Raw genomic sequence first — 26,280 nt, 5'->3', positions numbered from 1 at the left:
GGGCCGATAGGGCCCTTTTTCATTTGCTTAGTTTATTCGGTATGATTTGCAAAGAGGTTATCAATCAGCTCATCCTCTAGTCCGAACCGCTGCTCCAGCGCTTCACCGAGGGTTGATAGGTCTTTATCAAAATCTTCTAGTGGGTTGTCACTACTTGCTTCTGCGTATTTATCATTGAAGTCGAGTGCTAAATCAGTTGATGCTGTAATTTGCGGGTAAATAGACTGAGCTAGTTTTAAGCTATCAGGGCCTTTTTCTTTGCACGCAGCAACAATGTTGTCATATATCTCAAAGTGTCCAGCTGACAAGTAATCCATTAATATCTGGCAAAAAGACTGGATTTGAACTTGTTCTGGCAGCGCTTTGTCTACGCTCTCATAAGGCGATAGGCCTGCTACTTTGTAATATAGTAGCAGCAATTCTTGACGCTCCATGAGCCAGTTGTCGATAACACTATGACTCCCTCCCCATTTTTGTTGGGCTTGTTCTAACCGTGAAAGCATAGTTATCTCCTTAGCGGGTCGTTTTTTTAGGCCCTGCAATGACCAAATTGTGTTTGTATATTAGATTTTATTTTTATGGGTACATCAAAAATAGGATGGTTTGGACCCAATAAGAGACAGCAATTTGGTAATACTGAATACTTAATCTTGCCTCCTATAAAAATGAAAACTGATGAAAAGATCAACCACTTTTTGCAAAAAGCACATAATTTCTTTCATTTGTACCTTAGCTGGGTTTTTTAGTCTTGGTGTTAATCATTTTTATTTAGTATTCAGGTAGGCAAAGTGATGTTTGCTGGGTGATAAAAAACAAAAAACCACCCTAAGGTGGTTCAAAACAGTTTAGCAAATAGCACTTGTTCTTGTTAGAAGGTGTTTTGTTCTTGTTATTTTGCGCAGCATTTTTATAGCAAGGTTTTTTTTGTGGTGCAAATAATCACGAACATTTTTTTATGAATTTAATATCTCAAAAATATGAAAGTGCGTTTATGGAAAAGTGTTGATTGGTGTTTTGAGTCAACAAAGGGGGTATTTGAATGAGTTACACATTAATCTGGATCATGGAGAAGTGATTTAAACGGTTGAACAGCTAGGGGGGTTGGGGATAAAGTGATACAATTCGAACAATTTTTACAGCACTGGAATTGAATCACGCTATGAGCGAGTTGAAAAATGATCGTTATTTACGCGCGTTGCAGAAGCAGCCGGTTGATGTGACACCTGTATGGATGATGCGACAAGCAGGTCGTTACCTCCCTGAATACAGAGCTACACGAGCGCAAGCTGGTGACTTTATGAGCTTATGTAAAAATGCTGAATTAGCTTGTGAAGTGACATTACAGCCACTACGCCGTTACCCACTGGATGCTGCGATTCTATTCAGTGATATTTTAACTATCCCTGACGCTATGGGACTTGGCTTGTACTTTGAAACAGGTGAAGGTCCAAAGTTTGAACGTCCAATCACCTCGCTAGCTGATGTTCAGAAGTTACCAAAACTCGATCCGACGGACGAGCTTGGTTATGTGATGAATGCCGTGAGTACAATTCGCCGAGAACTAAAAGGAGAAGTTCCTTTAATCGGCTTCTCTGGTTCTCCATGGACGCTCGCCACATACATGATCGAAGGCGGTAGCAGTAAAACCTTTGGTAAGATCAAAAAAATGGCATTTGCTGAACCGCAGACATTGCATTTACTACTTGATAAAGTCGCTGACTCGGTAATTGACTATTTAAATGCACAGGTGAAAGCGGGCGCGCAGTCTCTGATGATCTTTGATTCTTGGGGCGGTGTGCTAAGCCCTCGTGACTATAAAGAGTTCTCGCTACAGTACATGCATAAAATTGTCGATGGCCTGATCCGTGAAAACGATGGTCGTAAAGTACCTGTTACCTTGTTTACCAAAAATGGCGGGCAATGGATTGAAGCGATTGCTGCAACGGGCTGTGATGCAATTGGTCTGGATTGGACCATAGATATTGCCGATGCAAAACGCCGTGTAGGTGATAAAGTTGCGCTGCAAGGCAACATGGATCCTGCCATGTTACATGGTACACCCGAGCGCATTCGTGAAGAAGTTCAGTCAATCTTGGCAGGCTTCGGAGAAGGCAATGGTCATGTATTTAACTTAGGTCATGGTATCACGCCGGATGTTGACCCTGAAAATGCAGGTGTGTTCATTAATTCAGTCCATGAATTTAGTCGTCAGTATCATCAGAAGTGATAGTCTGACAAGACGAAAAACCCAAGCATTGCTTGGGTTTTTACTTTATGGCTTGAGCGCTATTCGTCGAATGCGCGGCGCATAAAGTTAGGCGTTGCCAAGGCGCCGTGGTGAATACCGCTATTGTAATATTCGGTATCAAACTGTGCAGCATCAACATCCTGCTCTCTAAAGCCGTTGAAGTGTTCACCTTTGCGCGCGAGTGTTGCTGACCATAGACCGCTTGGGTAAATAGGCTGTGGAAATGGCAAGGTTTGCAAATCGGCAAAACCCACATCTTTCATTGCTTGACGCATTTCTTTAAGCAGTGCCATATGCATCAAAGGTGATTCACTTTGCTGGATTAAAATCCCACCATCGCGCAGTGCAGCTAAACAACTCGTATAAAATGCGTGATTGAATAGGCCTTCACCTGGACCTACCGGATCTGTACCATCGACAATGACCACATCAATAGAATTTGCAGGAGCTTCTCGCATATATTTGATGCCGTCATCAAACATCACCGTAGCGCGAGGGTCGTCATTTGAGGCGCATAATTCAGGGAAGTACTTGAGTGACATTTGTGTTACCACTTCGTCGATGTCTATTTGAGTAACCGACTCGACGTCTGGATGTTTGAGTACTTCGCGCAGTGTTCCGCAATCCCCACCGCCGATGATCACGACATTTTTAGGTGCAGGGTGAGCAAAGAGTGCAGTGTGACTCATCATTTCATGATAAAAAAAGTTTTCACGAGTACTGACCATGGTGCAGCCATCTATGATCATCAAATTACCAAAGTCGGTTGTTTCATACATCTCAACCTTTTGAAATGGTGATTGAACTTCATCTAGCTTTTTATTGATACGCAGAGAAAAAGCGCTACCATCTCGGTCACTGATCTCTGTAAACCAGCGGTTTGCTTCTAAATTAGACATTTTTGCTTTCACGTTGAATTGTTAACAGGCGCAATTTTGCCAGCGCCAAAGAATTTGCTCAATCTATTTTAGTCGATTGTGCCTAGTTTGTCTGTTTACCATAAATTGCGCCCCTAAGTGCGTATAAAAGCGACCTTTCCCTATCGCTAATCACGCTTAAGAGTATTAAAATGAGCAACATATTAGAATTATTTTGCAGAGAAGATGATGGAGTGGGGAGTCGATACAGCACGTAATACATACAATGTACAACATTGGAGCGATGGTTATTTTGATATTGATGATGCTGGTAAGTTAGTCGCCTATCCAGATGGCGATCGCAGCAAAAGCCCTATTTCATTATCTGAACTTACTGAGCGCTTTAAAGCGCAAGGGCTGACGCTGCCTGTTTTAGTGCGTTTTACCGATATCTTGCAAAACAGAGTAGATACACTGACGCAAGCATTTGAGAATGCGCGTGCTCAAAAGAGCTACCGTGGTCAATACACTTGTGTCTACCCAATTAAAGTGAATCAACAGCGTTCTGTGGTCAGTAAGTTGCTTAGTCATCCAAGTGGGCTAGTGGGATTGGAAGCGGGGTCTAAACCTGAACTTATGGCCATTTTGGGTTTGGCTACTTCTCCAATTACGATCGTGTGTAATGGCTATAAAGACAGAGAGTTTCTTCGTCTTTCACTGATTGGACAAGCCATGGGGCACAAGGTACAGATTGTGGTTGAAAAGCTATCAGAACTTGATGCGCTCATTGCTGAAATAGACGATATGCAAATCGAGCCGGCCATTGGTATTCGCATACGACTCAACTCTGTAGGAAAGGGCAAGTGGCAGAATACGGGTGGAGAAAAGGGAAAGTTTGGCCTGACCGCTGGGCAAGTACTCAATGCGGTAGAGACTTTGCGCCGTCACAATAAGCTGCACTTGATGCAGTTGGTACATTTTCATATAGGCTCTCAAATTGCCAATATTCGCGATATTCAGCGTGCACTAAGAGAGTGCGCGAGACACTACGCAGAATTAATCCAGATGGGTGTACCGTTAAAAACAGTCGACGTTGGTGGTGGCCTCGGAGTTGACTATGAGGGCTCAGGCTCGCGTAGCGCTTGCTCGATGAATTACACCGTTGGTGAATATGCCCGCAATGTGGTGAACGCATTTGCTGAAGTTGCAGAGCAACACGACTTACCCCACCCAGATATCATTACTGAGTCGGGAAGAGCATTAACTGCCCATCACGCGGTACTTATTACGGATGTTATCGATATTGAAACGGCCCCTTGTGAAGCAGTGCCTGAACAGGAGTCTGGTGATGAACATCATTTAATCCAAGAGTTGCGGTTATCGCTGGCGCGATTGACGCCAAGACTGGCCTTGGAAACGTATCATGATGCGATGCATTTGTTCCAAGATGCCCATGATCAATATGTTCATGGCCTTATCACGATGGCACAGTGGGCGCAGATCGAGCGTTTGTATTTTACAATATTGAGAAATGTACGTGATAGACTGAACACACAATCTAGAGCACATCGAGAAGTGTTGGATGATTTAAATGAAAAATTAGCCGACAAATTATTTGTGAACTTTTCTCTGTTTCAATCTTTGCCAGATGTTTGGGGGATCCAGCAGTTGTTCCCAGTTATGCCAATTACCAATCTCGATCAACCCTTAACGCAAAGAGCTATCATCCAAGATATTACCTGTGATTCAGATGGACAAATTCGCGAGTATGTTGAAGGGGCTGGAATAGAATCCAGTTTGCCAATGCCGCAATATCGCAGCACAGAGCAATATCATTTAGCTATGTTCATGGTCGGTGCATATCAAGAGATATTGGGAGATTTACATAACCTATTTGGCGACACGGATTCTGTGCACGTTGAGCTCACTGAACAAGGCTACCAATTGACGAATGCGCTTAAAGGAGACTGCGTTGAAGATGTATTGCGCTTTGTTCATTATGACAAACAGCAATTGGTAGACAATTTTAACCGCCAGATAAATGCCACGGCTTTGCCTGCGCAAACACAACAAGCATTTCTACAAGAGTTAAATTCGGGTTTGGCTGGATATACATACTTTGAAGATTGATAAGAACTGCTCAGATTTTTTCTGATCTTGAAAATGCGTATGATGACCTCATCACAGTATTGAGCTGTGATGAGATATCCTCGAGTAAATAATAGTAGTAAAGGAACTTTGCATGTCGCTAGTCCGTCAAATCATGGGGCTTATTTTATATGTCCTAAATACATTAGTGTGGTTCGTGCCAATTTTCATTTGTGGTGTATTAAAACTGATACCGCTCCCTATTTTGCAGCGTTTATTGAGTAAATTGGCAAAAGCATGTGCAAGCATGTGGGTGGCGGGCAACAATGTTAATCAGAGCTGCATTTCACCTTATAAGTTACAAGTTTCAGGTGCAGATACGCTTAATACAAAAGATTGGTACCTAGTGATCGCCAACCATCAAAGCTGGGTTGATATACTGGTATTGCAAAGAGTACTGCATCGCAAGATTCCTTTTTTAAACTTCTTTCTCAAAAAAGAGCTCTTGTACGTGCCGTTTTTGGGGCTTGCTTGGTGGGCGCTGGACTTTCCATTTATGACTCGTACCAGTAAAAGCCAGATTAGGAAAAACCCTAAACTTAAAGGCAAGGATATCGAAACCACAAGAAAAGCATGCGAAAAGTTCAAAACGATGCCTGTCAGTATTGTGAACTTTGTTGAAGGTACGCGTTATACCGAGGAAAAACATCAAAGACAAAATAGCCCATTTAAGCATTTACTTAAGCCTAAGGCTGGAGGCATTGCTTTTGTAATGCAGGCCATGGGAGAACAGATTAATAAAGTGGTCAATGTAACTATTCACTACCCAGATGGAGTGCCTACTTTTATGGATTTTGTGGCCGGAAAAGTAGGCCAAATTAATGTACAAGTCGAGTTGATGCCAGTCAGTGATAAGCTGGTGGGAGATTACACCGGAGACAATGAATTTCGGGTGCAATTTCAAGGAGAGCTTAATCGCTTATGGTCAGAAAAAGACAAGTGCATCGACCAGCTGGCAACGCCTTCGAAGTAAACAGGTAGTACACGGAATAAGCAGCAAGTATAGGAACAGAAATAATGAAGAGTATATTACCGAAGTGGTTTTACGGTGCAATTGGAACATTATTTTTATTACTAAACACCGTGATTTGGGGTGTGATAGTGCTATTACTTGGTGTGACTAAATGGTGTATTCGCGTCAAATTCGTTTCTGTGTTATTGCATTGGGCTTACCATAAATGGTGTCTCGGAAATCGTATAGGATTAAAGCTAGGTGGCGTGCAGATGCACGTCAAGATCCCACAGTCTGTTTCGATAAATGGTTGGTATTTATTGGTTTCTAACCATATTAGTTGGTTGGATATCGTGGTACTAAGTGCGCAAGCTCAATTACCAGCTCCAAAGTTTTTCCTTAAAGATGAGCTAAAATATGTGCCATTTATTGGTACTGGGGCGTGGGCATTGGATATGCCATTTATGAAACGCGCTAGTAAAGCGCAAATAGCTAAAAACCCTAAATTAAAACGCATGGACGTAGAGCGTACCAGACAGAGTTGTAAAAACTTTAAACAACATCCTACTACGGTGATAAATTTTGCTGAAGGTACTCGTTTTACTGCGGCAAAACAGCTGCGCCAAGCGAGCCCATTTGATAATTTATTAAAGCCAAAAGCAGGGGGAACTGCTTTTGCTTTAGATGTGTTGAGTGAGCAGGTTGACGGCTTATTAAATACCGCTGTGGTTTATCATAGTGACGATGAACATATTTGCCGGGCATTTTTCCGCGGGCAGTTAGAAGCAGTTTCGCTGGAAGTTGACTATATTCCAATAGACGATTTACCAAAGGGTGATTATCAACTTGATAAAGAGTATCGCGTGCAATTTCAGGCCTATATGAATCAACTGTGGCAACAGAAATCTCTGCAAATAAAAGCCATAGAGCAACGGCTGGATGACGCAACTGGAAAGTATTCAACAGAGGCAAAATCACTATGAATTCAATGCATGTACAAGATGTGATCTCACCAATTATTGGTGGCGCTAACATGCACCCTTTTGTTCTAGCCTCCCTTACAAATAGTGTGTCGTTGATTGCTTTAGTGATCATATTCGCACTGATCAAGTTAGCATTAGTGCCAAAAGTCAAACGTATGTTATCGCGTTTTTCGCGGGCAAAAATTGCATTTCTCGCTCCCCAGTTAAGTAAGTTAAGTGGCAGAGTGGCTTTACTAATTTGCAGTATGTTGTTTGTGATGGTTAACAAGTATTTGTTTGTTGCGCCCTTGTGGGTCATGGCGCAATTACAAGTATTGGCTCAGGTCATTTTAATTATTGCGTTTGGCTTTTTAGTGAGCTCTTTAATGAATATTGCCCATGCAATATATCAGCAGCAAAAATTCGCAAAAGATGTTCCTATTAAGGGCATTGTTCAGTTGGCCAAACTGATGGTATTCATTGTCACAACTGTTTTGGTCGTCAGCACTGTAGTTGATAAGTCACCAACCTATATTTTGTCTGGCTTTGGTGCCATTGCTGCGGTGACGCTATTGGTTTTCAAAGATACTATTTTAGGTCTGGTGGCGAGTATACAAATCGCAGCAAACAAACTGGTTGCAACAGGAGACTGGATCCAAGTTGATACATTTGGTGCCGATGGAGAAGTCATTGATTTGGGCTTAAATACCGTGCGAGTTCGCAATTGGGATAACACGGTGACAACAATCCCTACCTATGCGCTGATCTCTGATTCCTTTAAAAACTGGCGTGCAATGCAAGAGTCAGCTGGGCGCCGTATAAAGCGTACTATTCCAATAGATATGAACAGTGTGTCTCTGTTGTCTGAGCAGCAATTGATAGTGTTGAAAGACAAGTTCGTAGAATTGAATGCATTAAAATTACCAGAAATGTGTAGCAACTTAACTGCATTTAGAATGTATGCTGAATTGTTATTGAAACAACGTCCCGAGATAAATACTGAGTGTATTTGTATGGTGCGTGAGCTTTCTCCGACTCATAATGGCCTGCCTATCGAGCTGTATTGTTTTAGTAAAGATAAAAGTTGGGTTAACTATGAGCACATTCAAGCTAATATACTTGACCAGATGTTATTGCTCATCAAAGAATTTGAGCTACGTCCCTATCAAACCTTTGACACACGTAGTGTTATGGCTTAAAACGCACTTTGGAGTACCTATGCCTTTTATGCAGGGCGAGATCCGCTGTTCATCCCATAGATAAAAAAATGACTGAGTAGTCACCTTGTCTGTGATAAGGTGGTGGTTCAGGAAACTATTTTATTGTGGTATTTTCGTGACAATGAGATATGTTATATAGCAGGAGAGCATGACATAGGTAATCGCAAGTACGCACAATGTCTTGGTGTTTAAAGGCGTGTTTTTAGGTGGGTGGTCGAATGAAGTTATATAACGTACTAATACAGAGTGTGTTGGCTTTAACTTTTAGTACGTATAGTCTAGCAGTAGAGCAAATTGTTCATGTGGCAGTGGATCATGCGCCTCCTTATAGCCGGCTGAGTGAAAACAACCACTCTCAGGGCTTGATCTTGGATATTCTCAAATATGCCCAGTTAACCAGTGATAAAAAGTACAAGATAAAAGCGGTACCTTGCCCTTTCTCACGTTGTGTCCGTTTACTGAGTAAAGGCAAGGTAGATGTGATGGGGGGATTAATCAGAACTCCTGAGCGTGAAAAAATCATGTCTTTTGTTGAACCTCCTTATATGGTGTTGTCTTCGTCATTTGTATTTTATGGACAGCAAAATAGTGATATTGAGGTTGAACGCTATGAAGACTTACAAGGTAAACGCATTGCGGTGATGCGTGGCGGTGCATTTTTTCCACGTTTTGACAAAGATAATAGCTTAAATAAAATCGCCGTTCCCTCGGAGCGTGTTGCTGTTGATTTGGTGCTTAAAGGGCGTGTCGATTTGGTGATAGCGGTGGAGGATACCGCTGATATTGCAATGGATGCACTCGACCAACCCATGCATAGACTAAAGAAAATGCAATATCGCCATACCCAAGCCATTTATGGTTATATGGCGATGAGTGAGTCATTTGCAAACTCTGGATTGGGAGATCATATTTCTAAGCAAATGCACAGTATGGCCAAAAACAAGACGCTAGACCAACTTGTTGCGCCGTATCACCTGCCCAAAATCCCGTCTAGTTTAATTGAGCCTGCTGCCTCATTTTCGCCTCACTAAGTCATTATTTAATTTGGTGATGCATATACATAGTCATATCAAATATTAGCTTTTCAAGTTTTTGGTATGCTGCGCTTGCCTTCTTAGAGCCAGGATCCGAATCTGTTAGTAAGATAAACCCCGTTTGATTGTATAAGTCGGCAAAAAACTGCGCTTTGGGTGCGGCTACGTTACCTCGGTAGTAAAATTTCTGGTTGTCGGTATGCCAAAAGTAAGTTGGTAGTGGAGTATCATTTTCAATGGCTTGGTGCATACTCGCGATAAGCAAGTGACTCAAATCATTAGCTGTGGAGACAAACTGAGCGCGTGTCGTGGTTGAGTCACTCGAGGGCTGCCAGTAGGTATTTTGCATCTTGAGCGGCTCAAATACATAACGTTGCGCCAATGAAGATATAGGCTCTTGACTACTTTGTTCAAGTACAAAAGTAGCTAATTCTATGCCCATTTGAGAATAAAGTGAGGCATCCTCTGAGGTAACTCCATAGTGACTAGAAAAGTTGCCAGTTTGGTATAGCTCACCTTCTGCACTTAAATAGGCTTTTAACAGATTTTCACGGGCTTTGTGTGAGTGCACACAAGACGTGACAAGTTCCGCAGCATGTCCTGCACAGTTGAGGACCTTTGGGTTATCAACAATGCCACTGGTGTGTGTCAGTAGTTTAGAAAGTGTTACTGGGTGGTCGTGACCAACGGGGTATTCCAGTGCAAAAGGCAAAACATCGTCAATTGACTCATCAAGAGAAAAATGCCCATCAATACTCGCATGAGCTATGGTGGCACCAACTAATATGTCGTTCAGTGATGAGAGGTAAAATGGCGTGTCAGCATTGACCAAATTGCGCTTGTTTGTTGTAAAGCCTTGACTATATATAGATTGACCTTGCGACACGATATTTACTGCAATTGTGGCTATGTCTCCCTGTTTTTGTAGTGCGGATATTTCGCGTTCAAAATCCGCCACTGTCTTTGTAGGTCGCGAATCTTTGTTTAATTTATTGAACACAAATTCATATGTTTCAAAGCGCTGCATTTCGATATCATATTGACTGAAAGCGGGGACGTGATGATCAGGAGTAAACCCTGTATGTTCAAACATATCCCCTTGCGCATTGCGATAGATCTCATTGGATAGGCTTAATTGCCAGCCGTTAGGCAACTCAAACCGCAATGCATCTGAGAGCGCTCCGGCAGTTTCTTCACCGACTTTGGTAACATGATCGAGTTGGTCCATCGCCATTGTAAATACTTCAGCTGCGCTGACTGTCAATTGGCTAGTGAGTAAGTAAACCGGTTTGGTATAGGCATTTGGGTTAAGAGTTAATTTCTGCCGTACAGGTATCCCTCGACCAGTTTGGTTGATAGCTTGCTTGTTAAAGGCCAAGACTTCTTTGTCGGCAAAGTAGCCTGCAATGGCCAACGAAATAGCATCATCTCCGCCAGTATTGTGGCGAATGTCCAGAAGCATAGCGTCAGTGTTGCCAAGATCAGTCATGACTCGCGACATCATTTTATGGGCAGCTAAGAGTTGTTGGGACTCATTTGCAGTTTGAGCCTCAGAGTAACTATCCATATTGTTGAGCACCAAAATGCCAATATTGTCTGCTGTTTTCCCCCATATTGCAGTGGCCGTATGGCTATTTTCTGGTATGGTCGTGAGACTGTCTGGCGTAATATAGTGTTGGCTTATGGATTGTAACTGGGATTGGTAATGTTCAAAAATGCGATACATATCATGCTCTTCTCCTAGGTAGTTTAGGTTAGCCATTTCTTGTTGCACAGCATTTAAAAGCGGCACTGACTTGCGTGAGAAATACTCTTGTTGAGGTGATGAGATACTTGCATGCATATCTTGAAGAGGTGCAATCATTTCTGAGAGAACATCAAATAGGGCCTGCTCTGTCATTGATTCTGTAACAAGTGGACGGTACTGGTCATACTGTGCCTGCCAGTCAAGGTTGCGTATTGAAAAAAAGGCATAGTAATCATTAAAAGTATGCCAAAAATAGTCAAAGACAATGACGGGAGAGACTGTCTTCGATGCCGAAATCGGATCGTCGCATTGTGTAGGGATGGCAGCTATCTGTCTATAATCAATAGGGTAAACTTGGTCTTTGTGGATTAAGCGCAATCGTTCAGTTGAATGAACTTTCTTTACTTCTAATTGGCGATTTGCTTGTTGATGGGTCAGTTCTGATGTTTGGATGCAGCCATAACTGTTGTATTGGTAGCGTAATACTCGACTCATTGTTATGTGAAGTGCTTCGCCATAAGCTGGTTTGTGCCATGTACCAGCTGAGCGCTGCAAGTCACTCCGATGATCCTGGTTATCTTGGCAACCACTTAAAACTAAGCAGCTCGCAGCGATTAACAACTTGTATTTAGGGGCCAGTATCATTGTGAACAATCCTTTGCAATCGATAATTAAAGTGACATCGAGTCTACAAATAGCTGTTGATTGGTGCTGTAAGGGAGTTGGGAAAAAACGTCAACAAATGTTGTAACCATGCTACATTTTTAAACAGTTCAGTGCGCGGATCATGAGTAGGCTGTATATGACGATGACTTTAAGGACAGATGTTGATGCGATTAGAAAATCTTGCTGCGAAGTATTTTGCTATGAGTGAGGAAGTGTGGGAGCGACACGCAAACCCTTGGAGTGTGTGGACTCGATACAGTTGTTTGCCTTTGCTGATTGCCTGCATTTGGTGGCGAGAAATACTGGATATCTGGTTTTGGCCAACTTTGGTGGTCTTGATGGTTTGGATTTGGATTAACCCAAGGTGTTTTAAAAAGCCGCGACATACTCGCCATTGGGCGTCACAAAGCGTATTGGGTGAACGCATACTGATTTATCAACCGGAAATAATCCCGCCGCACCATTCAAAAATGCTGGATATCATTTCAATTTTACTCTGTATATTTACTGTATTGTGTGTCGCGGGGTTGTTTTTTCACGAAGTGATCAGCACTTGTGTAGGCGCGGTTGGCTTGATATTGACTAAAACTTGGTTTTTAGATCGCATGGTGTGGCTATACCATGAAGTTGACAACGCAAACCGCATGAATAAATCAATTAACTCGGAAAAATAGTACACAGCTCAGTGGGTGAACTCGTGAGCACAGTAATATTTTGGTAGCCCAGTCGTTTTAGCTGTTCAGCGGCAAGTACGGCTCTTCCGCCTGAAGCGCAGTACAAGTAAATCGCCGTTTTTAGATCTGGCGCAAGTACAGGTAGCTTAAACTCCAGTAAACCTCTAGAGATGTGAATCGCCGCTTTTGGAGCGCCGGTTTGATACTCAGATGCTTCTCTTACATCTATAAGGAAGCCTTGATTAACAGCGAGCTCTTGCTTTGCCTGTTTACCATCGACACAATTTTGCTTGGCTCTAACGGACGCGACCAAATCTTTAGTGGGTTGAAACATTTTCTAGCACCTTTTATATTAGAATTTACTAATATTAGATCTTTCTAATGTATGTGTCTATAATCTCGGCATACAGAAATTGTTTGGACGTGATATTGAAAGTTCAAGGTATGGCGCAAAGCGCCGAGAATGCAGAAGCTTTGCTAAAGCTTATGGCCAACAAAAATCGCTTGATGATATTGTGTAGTTTGCTGCAACAAGAAATGAGCGTTGGCGAGTTAAATGCTCAGGTTCCCTTAGCTCAATCGGCTTTGTCACAGCACTTAGCAGGGCTGCGCAAAGCCAATGTCGTTGCGACGCGTCGTGATGGGCAGGTCATTTACTATCGCATCATTGATGACAAGGTCACTGCGATTTTGGCCCAGTTGTATCAACTGTTTTGTCAGCCTCAGCTAGACGAGGAGCCTAGCTAATGCTTGCAAGAGTAATGACGCAGTTATTAAACAGCCGCATCCCCCTGTTTATTCTAGTGGTGAGCATTGCACTGGGCCTGTTAGCGTTACATCAAACTGCACGTGAAGAAGAGCCGCAAATAGTCGTGCCTATTCTAGATATTCACGTTGATGTACCAAATATTGCGGCTCCCGAGGTGACGCGTTTGGTTACTGAACCCTTGGAAAAGTTATTGTGGCAAATTCCAGGTGTTGAGCATGTTTATTCCACGACTGTGTCGGGTAAAACCTCAGTTACATTGCGCTTTGAAGTTGGCCAAGATCGCGAGCGAGCGATTCTCAACACTTACACAAAATTGTATGCCAATGAAGATCGCATGCCTCAAGTCGTTGAAAAGTGGCAAATAAAGCCTGTAGAGGTGGATGATGTAGCGATCTTGATGTTGGGCTTATATAGCGATGACCCCAGTCGTTATAGTGACTTCGAGTTGACTCGTATCGCGCAGGAAGTTTCGATACAGCTACAGACGATTGCCGATACCAGTGAGGTGACGGTGCTCACTGGGCGGCAGCGACAAATTCAGGTTGAGCTCAATGCAAATTCGTTAGCGGCGCATCATACTACACCGCTAGATGTACTGAGTGCGATCCAGCATGCTAATCAGTTGCAGACCGTTGGCAGCTTCGTCGTCGGTGATCGGCAATGGCAATTGCAAGCAGGTGATGTGTTACGTACCGCTGCTGATCTCGGCCAGTTGGTTGTCAATGTTGTCAATGGCAGACAGATTTACCTAAGCGATATTGCCGCTGTGAAAGATGGTCCAAGTGAGCCACTGCATTATCAATGGTTAACCCTAGATGAAAAGCGACGTAACCTACCTATGGTGACGCTAAGTGTGGCCAAACAGCGTGGCAGTAATGCGGTGACAGTTGCCAAGCAAAGTCTTGCAATGATGGACAAGTTGGACATGGAGTTACTGCCAGCTGGTGTACATTACCATGTGTTGCGTAACTATGGCGAAACCGCAGATGAAAAAGTGAATAACCTGACCGCAAGTTTGGCTTTTGCCATAGTAACTGTGGTGACATTTGTGGGTGTATTTCTGGGCTGGCGTCAAGCCCTAGTGATTGGTTTAGCAATCCCTATCTGCTACGGTATAACGCTGATTCTAGGGTATGCATTTGGCTATACCATTAATCGAGTTACATTATTTGCCTTGATCTTAGCGCTAGGCCTATTAGTGGACGACCCGATAACTGGCGTAGACAATATGACACGCTTTTTGCGGCGCCTCGGGCCTAGTCAAAGCGATGCAAAACACACCAAAGCTATTACATCAGCAATGCTTGAAGTTAAAGTACCGTTGTTAACTTCGACGCTGACCATCATAGTCGCATTTATTCCACTGGCATTTATAACCGGTATGATGGGCCCCTACATGGCGCCAATGGCATTCAATATTCCTGTCAGCGTGATTGTGTCGACCTTGGTGGCTCTATTTGTTACACCTTGGTTGGGCAGTAAATTGCTAACTAAAAACACAAATACAACGCCAAAAAGCACACAGGGTTGGTATAGGAAAGTACTAACAGCCTTGCTCTCACAGCCAAAAAAGGCCAAATGGATATTGTGGACTGTGCTGGTGCTTTTTGTCATTAGTGCTTGTTTGCCCCTGCTACGTGCCGTACCACTTAAACTCTTGCCTTTCGACAACAAGAATGAAGTACAAGTGTTACTCGATATGCCGAGGGGGAGCAGCTTAGAAGCAACAGCAGCGCAGGTTCAGCGCATCCAAGAGGTAGTTTGGCAGCTTCAAGAAGTGTCGTCTATCGCCGCTTATATCGGACAGCCATCTAGTGTTGACTTCAATGGTATGGTGCGCGGGTATTATCAACGTCATGGGAGCCACTTTGCAGAGCTTCGTGTGCTATTGCTTGATAAGCGGCAACGTGTTCATCAATCTCATGCAGTGGTGCTAAGGATGCGACAATTGTTGTCACCTCTCGCGACTCACGGCATAAAAATTAAGGTCGTTGAGGTACCACCTGGACCCCCTGTGATGTCCACCCTGGTTGCGGAAGTATATGCCTCAGATATGTTTACAGACAGAGCAACACATGAAAAATCGGCAACAATATTGGCAAGTAGGCTGGCACAAGAAGCACACGTTACAGAGGTTGATTTAAGTTTGGACCCTCAAGCGACTCGTCAACGATTTGTATTGGATAAAAGTAAAGCAGCTTTGTCTGGTATTGTAACTCAGGACGTCAATCGAACATTGCAAATAGCCAGTGGAGGCCTAGTTGCTGGCACATTACATGTACCTTCTGAAGCCACGCCATTAGAAATTGAATTGCAATTACCTTTTATTGAGCGAAATCAGTGGCCAGTGCTCAATGCCCTGCAACTACGCGGTCGCGGTGAACTCGCTAAAAACGCATCTGGTCAAGCGCTTGAAGATGCAGCCAAACCTTTAGTGCCATTGGGGGAGTTAGGAAAATGGCAGTTGGGAGCTGTGGAGCAAGCTATTTATCGAAAAGACTTAAGAGAAGTCATTTATGTCACGGCTGAACTGAACGGTCGCACACCCGCATCAGTGATTGCAGACATTGTCAGTGATGAAAATAGAGCAGGTCGGTTGGAGGAGCGAGATTGGCAGCAGCGTACATTTATCAGGAGTGGCTCCGGCATGGGTTGGCAATTACCACAGGGGATTGAATATCGATTCTCTGGAGAAGGGGAGTGGCGTATTACCGTAGATGTCTTTCGTGATATGGGAATTGGCTTTGCATTTGCCCTTACTGCGATATTTGTGATCTTACGTTGGCAAACCGCATCGAGTGCTTTGGCTGGCATTATTATGTCGGCCATTCCTTTGACTATGATTGGGATCATGCCCGGTTTTTGGTTATTGAATCAGTTTGGTGAGCGCACCATTGCCAATGCACCGGAACCTATTTTGTTCACTGCCACAGCTATGATTGGGATGATCGCATTGGCTGGGATAGTGGTACGAAATAGCTTAATTTTAGTGGAATATGTAAATCAGCAACGCGCCCAAGGGGTGGAGATTAAAGAAGCGCTTTACCAAGCGGGCGAAGTACGTATGAGACCAGTGTTGTTAACGGCTGGAACGACCATGCTTGGGAACTTAGTGATCATCTTAGACCCGGTATTTAGCGGATTGGCGCTAGCTATTATATTCGGTACATTGGCATCAACGATGCTCTCACTGGTGGTGGTGCCAGTGGTGTACTTCTTGGTATTTTCGAACAACTCACAGCAGGAGAAATCAAATGCACTTAGTGAATAAAAAGTGGGTCGCGTTGGGTGCATTTGCAGCCTTAGGTATTTTATTGGCCACCTTTTCCGGTGTACTTGATGAGAAACGCAAGCCCCTGCTGCGTGCCAAACCTGAGCCATATCAGGGGGATCAATATATCGTGCAAGCACAGCCTGTGGCATCGAGTGATATTGTCAGTGCAAGTGTGGTTGCACGTGAAAATACGCTCGTTGCGAGTCGGATCTTAGCGCAATTGCAGACACTCGAAGTCCGGGCTGGTCAGTTAGTCAAACAAGGTCAACTATTGGCGACACTGGACGGTGCAGAGCTGCGTGCGGCATTGCAAGAGATCTGGGCGCAAAGTAAAGCCAATGAAGCTCAATTGCTGCAAGCCAAAAAACAACTGACGCGCAGTGACGCACTATTTGCTAAAGGTCTTATTGCAAAAAATATTATTGACGAGCGGCAAAGCAAGGTTGATGAATTGGAAGCGCGTCATCTAGCACTGAGCGAGCAATTAAATGGTGCACAAGTTGCCTTAAGTTACACTCAACTGCGTGCGCCGATAGCAGGTTTGGTCGTAGAGCGATTACAAGAACCCGGCGTTATGCTGAGCCCCGGCGTGCCGATTGTAGAAATATTTAACCCTGCTAGCTTACAAATTAGCGGTGCAGTGCGCTCAAACTTGGCAGGTCAGCTGAGTATAGGTGAGCCATTACAAGTGAAATTAGATGCGCTGGGCAAGTCTGTGATAGGCCACGTCAGTGAAATAGTCCCGGTGGCAGATAGCCTTGCTAGGCAGTTCGAAATAAAATTAGACATCACGCCACCGAAGGGAGCAAAACCTGGCATGTATGCGCAAATTACTCTGCCGACTGAGCTTGTATCGAGAGTCGTGGTGCCGCGTCAGCTTGTCTATCAAACTGGGCAATTGAGCATGGTATATGTCGTTGAACAGGGGATAAAACAAAGACGGTTAATTCGATTAGGGCGACAACTGAATGACAAGGTGGTGGTGTTATCTGGATTAAAATCGGGAGAGATACTGGCCGTTACGCCCAGTATCTCATCTTGAGTACTAGATAAATGAAGCGATCTCATCCAGTGACTTTTTAACCAGGGCATGCTCAGGTACTGTAGCATCCTCGGCAGGGTAGCCGGCTATCAGTAGCATGTACGGGCGCTCGTTGTCTTTGTCACGTCGACAAATTTCCGTTAAAAAGCTCATTGGTTTTGGCGTATGTGTCAATGTGGCAAGGCCTGCATTGTGCAAAGCTTGGATCAAAAAGCCTGTGGCGATCCCAACTGATTCATGTACATAATAATTGGTGTTTTTGTCATCAGCGTGGATCCCGCCTTTTTTTTGCGTGAAAATCGCAATAAGCCAAGGGGCATGTTCTAAATAGGGTTTTTGCGCGTCGGTACCAAGTGGCTTCAGCGCGTCTAACCACTCATCGCCAGCGCGGCCTTCATAGAATGAGCGCTCTAGTTGCTCTGCGGCTTCTCGGATTTGCTTTTTCACATCACTGCTGTGAATTGCCACAAAGTGCCACGGTTGGTGGTTGGCCCCGCTGGGAGCAAGTCCGGCTGTTTTGATACAGGTTTCAATGATTTCTTTTGGCACTGGGCGGTCACTAAAGCTACGAATGGTATGTCTGCGCTGCATTAACTCGAAGTTGTCGTCCGCTCTTTGTTGCATTTCTTGTGGAGGGTACTCAACAAAATCAGTCAATGGGATATTGTCATGGGCTTTCATGATTGTGGTTCCTAGTTACTTGCTGTGGGTTTTTTATAACTTGTGATTATAAAGGTTTCAACTTGTTGCGCACTATGGTTAACATAAAGTTTCCATAACAGTGGCAAAATATGTTTACTATCTGTTAGGTGAGATGAGCATAATAACGAGTGTGTATATTGGCTATAATAACTGCAAACTCTGATTTACTCCTATGCTTAGGTACAATTATGCGTGATGTATCTGATAGTGAAGGATAAAAGCCATGTATCAACACAAATGGGTTTCAGGAGAGACCGTGCAACTTCCAGTTGGAAAAGCTGTATGTATTGGACGTAACTATGTTGCGCATGCAAAAGAGCTCAATAATCCTGTACCAGAATCACCTCTATTGTTTATCAAGCCAGCCAGTGCTTTTTGCGATTTTGCTCCAGCGATTACGATAAATGAGCAGCTAGGTAGGCACCATTATGAAGCTGAACTCGTCTTATTGGTTGGTAAGACACTAGATGCCAATAGTAAAGATCCGCTTGCACATATCGCAGGTATCGGGTTGGGTTTAGATTTAACATTACGAGATCTGCAGTCGCAGTTAAAACGACAGGGCCACCCGTGGGAGCGCGCAAAAGCATTTGATGGCAGTGCCAGTTTAACGCCATTTTTGCCAGTCACTGAAGATGAGTTGAAATTGCCATGGCAATTTCAATTTTGGCAAAACGACCAACTGAAACAATTAGGCGAGACTGACAACATGATTTTTAAGTTGCCCCTTCTGTTACAAGAGATCTGTCGCTACTTTACTCTACTGCCAGGAGATATCGTTATGACAGGCACACCGCAAGGTGTTGGGGAGCTCAATATTACAGATACACTGGCGCTGCAATTAGGCGACGGCGAGCGGGTGTGTAGTCAGGTGCAAAAACGTAGTTAACATCATTTGGCCGTTTTTAAAGCATGGAAGATAATTTACTGGACTCGATACGCAGCATGAGCTTAGGCTATTGAGGTGAATTTACGGATATCAGGAAAATGTATGAAAACTAAGTCATTAGGAACCCCTTTTAGCGCTACTGCGTGTAAGGTATTGTTTTGCGGTGGCGGTGAGCTTGGCAAAGAAACGGTGATTGAGTTTAAGCGGCTCGGTGCCGAAGTCATCGTCTTAGATCGTTATGACAATGCGCCAGCGATGCAAGTCGCGGATAGGAGTTACACCTTGTCGATGCTAGATGGCGATAAGTTGGCAGCAATCATCCGTGCAGAGAAGCCTGACTACATAGTGCCTGAAATAGAAGCTATTGCAACGGGGACTTTAGTTGAACTCGAAGGTGAAGGGTTTACAGTGGTACCCACAGCAAAAGCAACGCAATTGACCATGAACCGTGAAGGGATCCGTCGACTTGCAGCCGAAGAGCTTGGCTTGGCGACCTCCCCATATCAGTTTGTCGATAATTTAGCTGATTTTACAGCTGCAATTCATCAGATTGGTATGCCATGTGTGGTGAAGCCGATCATGAGTTCTTCTGGGAAAGGGCAGAGCGTGGTGAAAACTGATGCCGATATTGACGCGGCATGGACATATGCGCAGCAAGGCGGCAGAGCTGGTCAAGGACGTGTTATTGTTGAAGGTTTTGTTGATTTTGACTATGAAATCACACTGTTGACGATCCGCCATATTCAGGGTACTAGCTATTGTGCGCCAATAGGACATGTACAAGCGGATGGCGATTATCAGCAAAGTTGGCAACCCCAGGCAATGAGCGAAGTTGCGCTTGCGCGCAGCAAAGAAATTGCGTGCAAAATCACAGAAGCGCTTGGTGGTCGGGGCTTATTTGGTGTTGAACTCTTTATCAAAGGTGATGAAGTGTATTTCAGCGAGGTCTCGCCACGGCCCCATGATACCGGCATGGTCACGTTAATATCACAGGATTTGAGTGAGTTTGCCCTGCATGCACGCGCAGTCTTGGGGCTTCCTATCCCGAATATTCACTTTCACGGCCCGTCTGCATCCAGTGTTATTTTAGTAGAAGGTGAGTCCAAACAATTGCAGTTTGGCAATTTAAGCCAAGCGCTGGCTGAGCCAAACACTGACTTACGACTCTTTGGTAAGCCGGATGTTCAAGGAATTAGGCGTATGGGTGTTGCGTTAGCACGGGATACCCACATTGAGCAGGCCGTTGAAAAAGCAAAAAGAGTCAGCGCTGCGGTGGAGTATTCTTTGTAAATCATAGAAATAGGGCCGTTAGGCCCTTTGAGTTGCAGCAAAAATCAAATTACAAATCGAAGTCGACAGCGTAACTGACATAAACTTTAAGATCGTCGTCGGCGTCGAGATCGGTTTTGACTAGGCCAAATGTGTAACCATCTTTACTTAGGTTGACCCCATAATCCATATAGCTGTCATCTTCTCCTGTCCACTCCATGACCGTATCTCCCCGTGAGTTTCCGATATGCAATCCAAGCTCAGCGCTTTTGAATACCGGAAATGTGGCATTGAGTTCAAGATAGAGCATATCTTCTTCTGTGCTGCTACCTGATTGGGCATGGGTCAAATAACTGGCTTTAAAACTGAGATTGCGCCAGCCTAGAGAAGTATAAACTTCACCAAAGTCGATATCACCTGCAGCATCTGGGTAAGCATAGTGAATGTAGCCGACATCATAACTTAGCGCTTTGATCTCTCCGCTAAACCCCAAATAAAAATCTAGTTCGTAACTGGTGCTAGAAGTCTCACCAAAGTCTACATTAGATGCCCACGTTCCAAGGTAAAATCCAGAGTCATTGCTGTAATCGAGGCCACCAGATACAGCCGCGCCATCATCAGATTGCGTGATCCCACGCCAAAAATAATTTGAGCTGGCAGCAGCATTGGCTGAAACAGTATGGCCACTGGCAGCTAGGGCATTGCTAGAAAGTAATACTAAGCACGTACCCAATAAGAAAGAAGCTTTGTTTGTCATAATGGTTCCTATATGGCACAGAATAAATCATTTTTTAATACGAGTACCATTGAGAGAATTGTTTAACCCTGTGTTCAATGGCAACCCAAGCATCGCAAGCTCCGCGCCAACCTAAATAGGACAGAATGAATATTGATTAGGTAGTTGAAATTAATGGTGATAAACCAAAGTGCCGATAGCGCTGTTGGTGGGAAAGGTTATGCTGTGTGCACATCCTTGGTGCGCAATAGCATAGCCTGCACTGTTATTATGCAGGCTATGTCCTCAGAATTAGCCAAATATGGTACGCATTAGCTGGATAGTTTCATCTACGCTTCTGCCTTTTTCTACCTCGGCGATGATGGAGTCTCGTTTAGAGCGTATGTGCTCCGGCATAGACTCATCACTGAGTGCTCTGTCAACTAATGTTGCAGCAGACTCTTTGCTGCGACGCACTGATTTGGTACCAGATGAAGTTGTAGTGCGCTTTGGTTTGTGCAGTAATTTATAGTAGTTAGAAGACGTTTTTGTGTCTTCATCAGCATAATAGAAGAAGATTGGCAGTAGTGCTTTCACTTCTGCAAGTTTCGACTCAAGTTCAGAGGTTCCACAGGCCATCGCAAACCAAGGCATTTTAGCGATTGCTTGCACGATATCTTGCCAATAACGCTCGAAATCACGGTTGTTTAAGCGGGTGACGCCCAAAGCTTGACACAGTGCATCGAGGCGATTATTGGTGATCGGTGTGAATACATCAGGGCGGCGCATGGCGAGCAGGCGTGTTGCAGGGGCAAGAGTTGGTTTTTCATCACTGCCATTAAAAGCACTCAGAAATGCGATAGTAAACCCTTGATAGTTCTCAAGTGTGACTGGACCCTCTAACGGAATATGAGCGAGGGCTTCGTCAAAAGCACCAGGCAAATCGGCCAATTGTTGATGAAAGCCTTTCGCGCTTTTTGTCGATGCAAACCATTCAACATCAAACTGATACACACTGGTATCGTGTTTTGCTGTGTGTTTACCAGCAAAGGCCAAACGATCTTCAATTATCATGTCTTGCAACTTGTTGTCACGTAGTGTTGCGATGTATTCCATGAGCTTTAACTGCTCTTCAAGCACCAATACATCACTGCGTTGGGCTATGAAGTCACTAATCATTGGCCAAGGAGCGATCCGCAACGTTTTGACTTGCAGGAAGCTGATTGCTGAGATCAGCATATCTTGGAGTTTTTTTACAGTCGGAAGCTGGTGGTCGTCCAGCAGGTCAAAATTAATGCGGTTTTTAGCCACATCGAGTAACTCATAACACCAGCCCAGAAAGTCCTCTGGGTGATTTTCTACTTTAACCGCCATCAGATTTAAGCTGATCTCAGTAGATTGTTTTAAGATGTTTTGGTAAATCTGACTTTCTTGTTCGCCCAAAGCCATATTTGACGGTGAAATGAGCAACTTTTTCATGCTGCGCGGATACTCCAAGGTTAGGTTAAAATCTAGACTACTCAGTTTAGCGAATGTATCGATAAACTGGCAAGGGCGAGGATCATACCGGGTTCTAGCGCAGTTGCAACGCGGTTTGTGGTCTTTTTTTCAGCGAGCCTTATTCTGCCTTTTTTATGAGATCTGTTTTGCTCACTTCTGCTTGATGTTTGTTGGGTTATTTAAAGCGATTTGTGAATTGTAAATTGGGCGTAAGTAGTTAATCAGTTGGCGAGAGCTACTTTTATTTTAATTAATAAAAGCAATTGGTTATAAAATTTCTTAATGTACGGAAAGAGAATTTAGAGCCGTTTTATAAAACTTTTTTGCTATTTTTTTTACTATTCGCTTGTACGCTTCTTTTGTGGTTTTTTATCAGCCTCGCTATGATAGTGAATAGAAAATTATTTCTGTGTAAGGATGATCGATGAAGGCGATTTTAAAAGGTTTAGTGGGTCTCATAGTATTGACGATAACGTTGATCATATTGGCGCCCATGTTAATTCCGACAGAAACGATAGTATCTCAGATCACGTCGCAAGTTGAAAAAACAACGGGGCGGAAGTTAACCATCTCTGGCGACAGTGAGTTATCTATTTTACCTGAGCTCAACATTACGCTAAACCAAGTGGCGTTTGACAACATGCCTTCGGGAAGTGCGCCACATATGCTTAAAATGGACCAGCTTGCAGTTCATGTTCCTTGGTTTTCTTTACTGTCAGGTGAGTTTCAACTTGAGCGCTTTGTTATTCAAAACCCGCAGATATTGTTAGAGGTCGATGCACAGGGCCGTCCAAATTGGCAGCTATTTGATCCGGTGGCACAATCTCAAACGCCTGAAGCGACTGAGACTCAATCAGGTCCAGTTGCACTGCCAAGTGGATTCGATATTGCTTTAGGCGAAGTCGCAATTTATGGCGGTACTATCACGTATGCCGACGCTCAAGCGGGTACCAATGAAATGCTCACTGATTTAGCCTTGAGTGTCATGCTCCCTTCTCTATATCAACCGCTTTCGATCAAGGGTCAAGTAACATTCCAAAAACAGCGCTTTGATTTAGCGCTCAATGTTGATAATCCCGCTAAAGCTATTCAAAGTGAAGACTTTAAATTTACTAAACAGTTGCGCAACGAATTAGTGAATGTAGATTTCAACGGTGGCGTTTTAAAACAGGGGAGTGTCTTTGAGGGTGAATTGGCTGTTTCGGGTAGCTCAGTGAAATCATTGACGCAATGGCAAAATGTTGTATTGGAAGCCAAAGACAATGCGTTTAATGAGTTTGAAGTTACCGGCGCGATGACATTTTCCAATAATGTATTTAGCTTGGAAAGCTTTAGCGCAAAATTAGATGAATTGGCTATCAAAGGTAATGCGCAAGTCAACCTTGGTGAGCGTTTGTCTGTTGCGGCCAATGTGGATTTAGGAATGTTGAATTTAAATCCTTATCTACCTGAACCTGTGAACTCAACACAGCCTACAAAGCCAGAAGAAGAGGTTGCCGCAACACCGATTGTGTGGGATGACACTAAGATAGACTTGTCGGCGCTGAACATGTTGGATGCGGATATTGTCGTACGGTCTATGGGCCTTCAAGCACGCCAGATTACACTTGGGAAAAATCAATTGTCGGTGAAATTGGATAAGGGTCAAGCGGTATTATCACTGGATAGCTTCAATGCTTATGATGGCACAGGAAAAGGTAAAGTGGAGGTAAATGCCACTGCGATCCCTTATCAAGTCGATACAGACTTTGCACTCAATGGGATTAACGCTGAGCCATTGCTAACCGATGCGATTGGTTTTGATAAAGTACTGGGTAAGGGAAGTCTCAATTGGCAATTAAGTACGCGTGGTGTTAGTCAAAAGCAATTTATCTCACAGTTAGCTGGGAAATTGGCTTTTGAGTTTAAGGATGGAGGTGTAAAAGGGGCCAATCTAGCGGAGATGGTACGCAAAGGCCAAGAAATGCTTAAAGGTAATTTTTCTGGTTTATCAGAAGGGATCAACGCAGATTTTGATCCGCAACAAAAAACGGACTTCTCGGCTTTAACGGGCAGTTTTACGTTCAAAAATGGGGTTGGTACAAACAGGGATCTGCTACTGGCAAGTCCTCTTATCCGCATAACTGGGTCGGGTGTGGTCGATCTACCAAAAACTTTTGTGGACTACCGTTTAGTAACTGGGATTGTTGATACCATAGAAGGGCAAAGCAGTCGCGATAAAAGCACAGGTTTTAAAATTCCGGCGAGAATTAAAGGTCCATTCCACAAGGTCGAGACCAGCCTAGACTTTAGCAGTGCAGCCAAAGACAAGGCAAAAGATACCATTAAAGACAAACTGAAAGATAAGTTCAAAGGCTTGTTTGGAGGTTAAACAGTCTAAGGTGCATATTGTTTGATAGGACCACAATATGCATCTGTCCCCCTGCATTGTGGGTTTGAGACTTGAAGAGTCGGTTAATTGTATGCTGTGAAGACTTGGTCGCTGTATACTTCAGTTACTTCACTCCTCAAACCTCTATGTTTCATAATGTAAACCATCCTTTAGTATAAATTTATTATTTCCTATTTTGCATATGTTGAATGGTAGCCTGTTTTTAAGTGTCTAGTATTTGGTATATAAATCTTTTTCTCATCCAGTAATTGTAAATAGTGTTACTTACATGTGATATTTTTGATTGAAAAATACACGCTAGTCGTTTAATTCTATTACTCATATTCTCAGCTCAGATAAATTTGAAGACCATGCTTACTGACCCCGAATTGTTAGATTTAATTGGTTTACCATGCAATCGAAAATATGCACTGAATACCTCAGCGGCCATATTATTGAAGGCGGTGTTATGAAAGTCATACAGGTTGACTGTGTCAGTAAAACCTACCAGTACTATAAAAAGCCACAGGGTCTTTCTGCCTCTCTGAGACAGTTATTCCGTCGAGAAATTGAATACAAAGAAGCGATAAAGGACATCTCGTTTGACATTGAGCGTGGACAGATAGTCGCTGTTGTTGGAGAGAATGGTGCTGGGAAAACCACAACGATGAAGATGCTTTCAGGTATCGTACATCCAACACAAGGGCATATAAAAATATTCGGTAATACGCCCTGTGCACAAACCGCATCTTTCAAAAAGCGCTGTTCTTTTTTAACCGGTCAAAGTTATCAACTTTGGCCCGATTTACCTGCTATCGATAATTTCAATTTATGCCAGTGTATTTATGAGATCCCATTACCTATATATCGACAAAGATTGTCCTATTTGACTGAGTTTTTGCGGGTTTCACACTTGCTTGATATTCAGGTGCGTCGTCTGTCTGGGACTGAGCGCTTGAAAATGGAATTAATCGCTGCGTTATTGCATGGTCCAGAGCTATTATGTTTGGATGAACTCACCATGGGGCTCGATTATTTATCTCAGCGTGAAGTCATGCGTTGTCTAAAGCAGTTAGCAAAAGAAGATAAATTAACAGTATTAGTATCAAGTGACACGGTAGATGATGTCTCGACATTGTGCGAAAGGGTACTGGTGATTAAAGATGGGCGTTTGATATGTGACAATGGTATTGAGCTGGCAAAGCAGGTATTAGAACATGTCTTTGAAGTCGCTTGAACTA

The 26,280-nt window shown here is 43.6% G+C and carries 21 protein-coding genes; 14 read left to right on the top strand and 7 right to left on the bottom strand.

All coding sequences use genetic code 11. From position 1 onward, the window contains the following. Nucleotides 1–32: 32 nt before the first annotated feature. On the bottom strand, nucleotides 33–503 hold the full coding sequence (rsd, locus tag QNM18_RS26525; RefSeq protein ID WP_211013423.1) for a sigma D regulator: 471 nt from the start codon (nucleotides 501–503) through the stop codon (nucleotides 33–35). A 656-nt stretch (nucleotides 504–1,159) separates the two neighbouring features. On the opposite strand from rsd, the gene hemE reads away from it, so the two are divergent. Continuing rightward, nucleotides 1,160–2,227 (top strand): uroporphyrinogen decarboxylase, encoded by a 1,068-nt coding sequence (hemE, locus tag QNM18_RS26520; RefSeq protein ID WP_023401294.1) that lies wholly within the window; start codon nucleotides 1,160–1,162, stop codon nucleotides 2,225–2,227. A 59-nt stretch (nucleotides 2,228–2,286) separates the two neighbouring features. On the opposite strand, the gene speE is transcribed toward hemE, so the two are convergent. Further along, on the bottom strand, nucleotides 2,287–3,147 hold the full coding sequence (gene speE, locus QNM18_RS26515; RefSeq protein ID WP_284138872.1) for a polyamine aminopropyltransferase: 861 nt from the start codon (nucleotides 3,145–3,147) through the stop codon (nucleotides 2,287–2,289). A 207-nt stretch (nucleotides 3,148–3,354) separates the two neighbouring features. Between speE and speA the strand changes: the two genes are divergently transcribed. The 5 genes from speA (at nucleotide 3,355) to QNM18_RS26490 (ending at nucleotide 9,418) form a co-directional block, all read left to right on the top strand. Further along, complete coding sequence (gene speA, locus QNM18_RS26510) at nucleotides 3,355–5,235, top strand: biosynthetic arginine decarboxylase (RefSeq protein ID WP_284138882.1); 1,881 nt, start codon at nucleotides 3,355–3,357, stop codon at nucleotides 5,233–5,235. A 112-nt stretch (nucleotides 5,236–5,347) separates the two neighbouring features. After that, on the top strand, nucleotides 5,348–6,226 hold the full coding sequence (locus QNM18_RS26505; protein WP_284138871.1) for an acyltransferase: 879 nt from the start codon (nucleotides 5,348–5,350) through the stop codon (nucleotides 6,224–6,226). Between the two features lie 41 nt (nucleotides 6,227–6,267). Continuing rightward, on the top strand, nucleotides 6,268–7,188 hold the full coding sequence (locus QNM18_RS26500) for an acetyltransferase (protein WP_211013447.1): 921 nt from the start codon (nucleotides 6,268–6,270) through the stop codon (nucleotides 7,186–7,188). Continuing rightward, nucleotides 7,185–8,366, top strand: a complete 1,182-nt coding sequence (locus tag QNM18_RS26495; protein WP_211013427.1) for a mechanosensitive ion channel family protein — start codon at nucleotides 7,185–7,187, stop codon at nucleotides 8,364–8,366. The genes QNM18_RS26500 and QNM18_RS26495 overlap by 4 nt, the downstream gene beginning before the upstream one ends. Before the next feature lie 239 nt (nucleotides 8,367–8,605). Further along, complete coding sequence (locus QNM18_RS26490; RefSeq protein WP_211013428.1) at nucleotides 8,606–9,418, top strand: substrate-binding periplasmic protein; 813 nt, start codon at nucleotides 8,606–8,608, stop codon at nucleotides 9,416–9,418. Nucleotides 9,419–9,422: 4 nt separating this feature from the next. On the opposite strand, the gene QNM18_RS26485 is transcribed toward QNM18_RS26490, so the two are convergent. After that, nucleotides 9,423–11,813, bottom strand: a complete 2,391-nt coding sequence (locus QNM18_RS26485) for a S41 family peptidase (protein ID WP_284138870.1) — start codon at nucleotides 11,811–11,813, stop codon at nucleotides 9,423–9,425. Between the two features lie 185 nt (nucleotides 11,814–11,998). Here QNM18_RS26485 and QNM18_RS26480 point away from each other — a divergent pair, with 185 nt between their 5' ends. Continuing rightward, on the top strand, nucleotides 11,999–12,508 hold the full coding sequence (locus tag QNM18_RS26480; RefSeq protein WP_211013430.1) for a DUF6653 family protein: 510 nt from the start codon (nucleotides 11,999–12,001) through the stop codon (nucleotides 12,506–12,508). Here the strand turns inward: QNM18_RS26480 and QNM18_RS26475 are convergent. Beyond that, the gene (locus QNM18_RS26475; RefSeq protein WP_284138869.1) at nucleotides 12,492–12,842 is read right to left on the bottom strand and encodes a rhodanese-like domain-containing protein; all 351 of its coding nucleotides are present in this window, start codon (nucleotides 12,840–12,842) and stop codon (nucleotides 12,492–12,494) included. The two genes, QNM18_RS26480 and QNM18_RS26475, sit on opposite strands and share 17 nt — an antisense overlap. A gap of 110 nt (nucleotides 12,843–12,952) precedes the next feature. On the opposite strand from QNM18_RS26475, the gene QNM18_RS26470 reads away from it, so the two are divergent. From QNM18_RS26470 to QNM18_RS26460, 3 genes are read left to right on the top strand one after another with little or no spacing between them, the layout of a single operon-like run. Beyond that, complete coding sequence (locus tag QNM18_RS26470) at nucleotides 12,953–13,255, top strand: ArsR/SmtB family transcription factor (protein ID WP_417714872.1); 303 nt, start codon at nucleotides 12,953–12,955, stop codon at nucleotides 13,253–13,255. Next, nucleotides 13,255–16,548, top strand: a complete 3,294-nt coding sequence (locus tag QNM18_RS26465; RefSeq protein WP_284138868.1) for an efflux RND transporter permease subunit — start codon at nucleotides 13,255–13,257, stop codon at nucleotides 16,546–16,548. The genes QNM18_RS26470 and QNM18_RS26465 overlap by 1 nt, the downstream gene beginning before the upstream one ends. Further along, the gene (locus tag QNM18_RS26460; RefSeq protein ID WP_284138867.1) at nucleotides 16,532–17,593 is read left to right on the top strand and encodes an efflux RND transporter periplasmic adaptor subunit; all 1,062 of its coding nucleotides are present in this window, start codon (nucleotides 16,532–16,534) and stop codon (nucleotides 17,591–17,593) included. Before QNM18_RS26465 ends, QNM18_RS26460 begins: the two co-directional genes overlap by 17 nt. Nucleotides 17,594–17,596: 3 nt before the next feature. Here the strand turns inward: QNM18_RS26460 and QNM18_RS26455 are convergent, their stop codons facing one another. Then, nucleotides 17,597–18,274, bottom strand: a complete 678-nt coding sequence (locus tag QNM18_RS26455) for a nitroreductase family protein (RefSeq protein WP_211013435.1) — start codon at nucleotides 18,272–18,274, stop codon at nucleotides 17,597–17,599. Nucleotides 18,275–18,518: 244 nt separating this feature from the next. On the opposite strand from QNM18_RS26455, the gene QNM18_RS26450 reads away from it, so the two are divergent. Together QNM18_RS26450 and purT are read left to right on the top strand one after the other, a co-directional pair. Further along, the gene (locus QNM18_RS26450; RefSeq protein WP_284138866.1) at nucleotides 18,519–19,184 is read left to right on the top strand and encodes a fumarylacetoacetate hydrolase family protein; all 666 of its coding nucleotides are present in this window, start codon (nucleotides 18,519–18,521) and stop codon (nucleotides 19,182–19,184) included. 102 nt (nucleotides 19,185–19,286) lie between these two features. Beyond that, complete coding sequence (gene purT, locus QNM18_RS26445; protein ID WP_284138865.1) at nucleotides 19,287–20,474, top strand: formate-dependent phosphoribosylglycinamide formyltransferase; 1,188 nt, start codon at nucleotides 19,287–19,289, stop codon at nucleotides 20,472–20,474. A gap of 49 nt (nucleotides 20,475–20,523) precedes the next feature. On the opposite strand, the gene QNM18_RS26440 is transcribed toward purT, so the two are convergent. After that, a complete protein-coding gene (locus QNM18_RS26440) occupies nucleotides 20,524–21,210 on the bottom strand; it encodes a TorF family putative porin (protein WP_284138864.1) in 687 nt (228 codons plus the stop codon). Between the two features lie 270 nt (nucleotides 21,211–21,480). Continuing rightward, on the bottom strand, nucleotides 21,481–22,647 hold the full coding sequence (locus tag QNM18_RS26435) for a hypothetical protein (protein WP_284138863.1): 1,167 nt from the start codon (nucleotides 22,645–22,647) through the stop codon (nucleotides 21,481–21,483). Nucleotides 22,648–23,092: 445 nt separating this feature from the next. On the opposite strand from QNM18_RS26435, the gene QNM18_RS26430 reads away from it, so the two are divergent. Further along, complete coding sequence (locus QNM18_RS26430; protein WP_284138862.1) at nucleotides 23,093–25,039, top strand: AsmA family protein; 1,947 nt, start codon at nucleotides 23,093–23,095, stop codon at nucleotides 25,037–25,039. 469 nt (nucleotides 25,040–25,508) lie between these two features. After that, a complete protein-coding gene (locus QNM18_RS26425) occupies nucleotides 25,509–26,276 on the top strand; it encodes an ATP-binding cassette domain-containing protein (protein WP_284138861.1) in 768 nt (255 codons plus the stop codon). The last annotated feature ends 4 nt before the right edge of the window (nucleotides 26,277–26,280 follow it).

Origin of the sequence: Pseudoalteromonas obscura (assembly GCF_030135505.1) — a bacterium.
Lineage (GTDB): Bacteria > Pseudomonadota > Gammaproteobacteria > Enterobacterales > Alteromonadaceae > Pseudoalteromonas > Pseudoalteromonas obscura.
The sequence above is the reverse complement of the archived record's forward strand: the minus strand, read 5'-3'. Positions and strand labels throughout refer to the sequence as shown.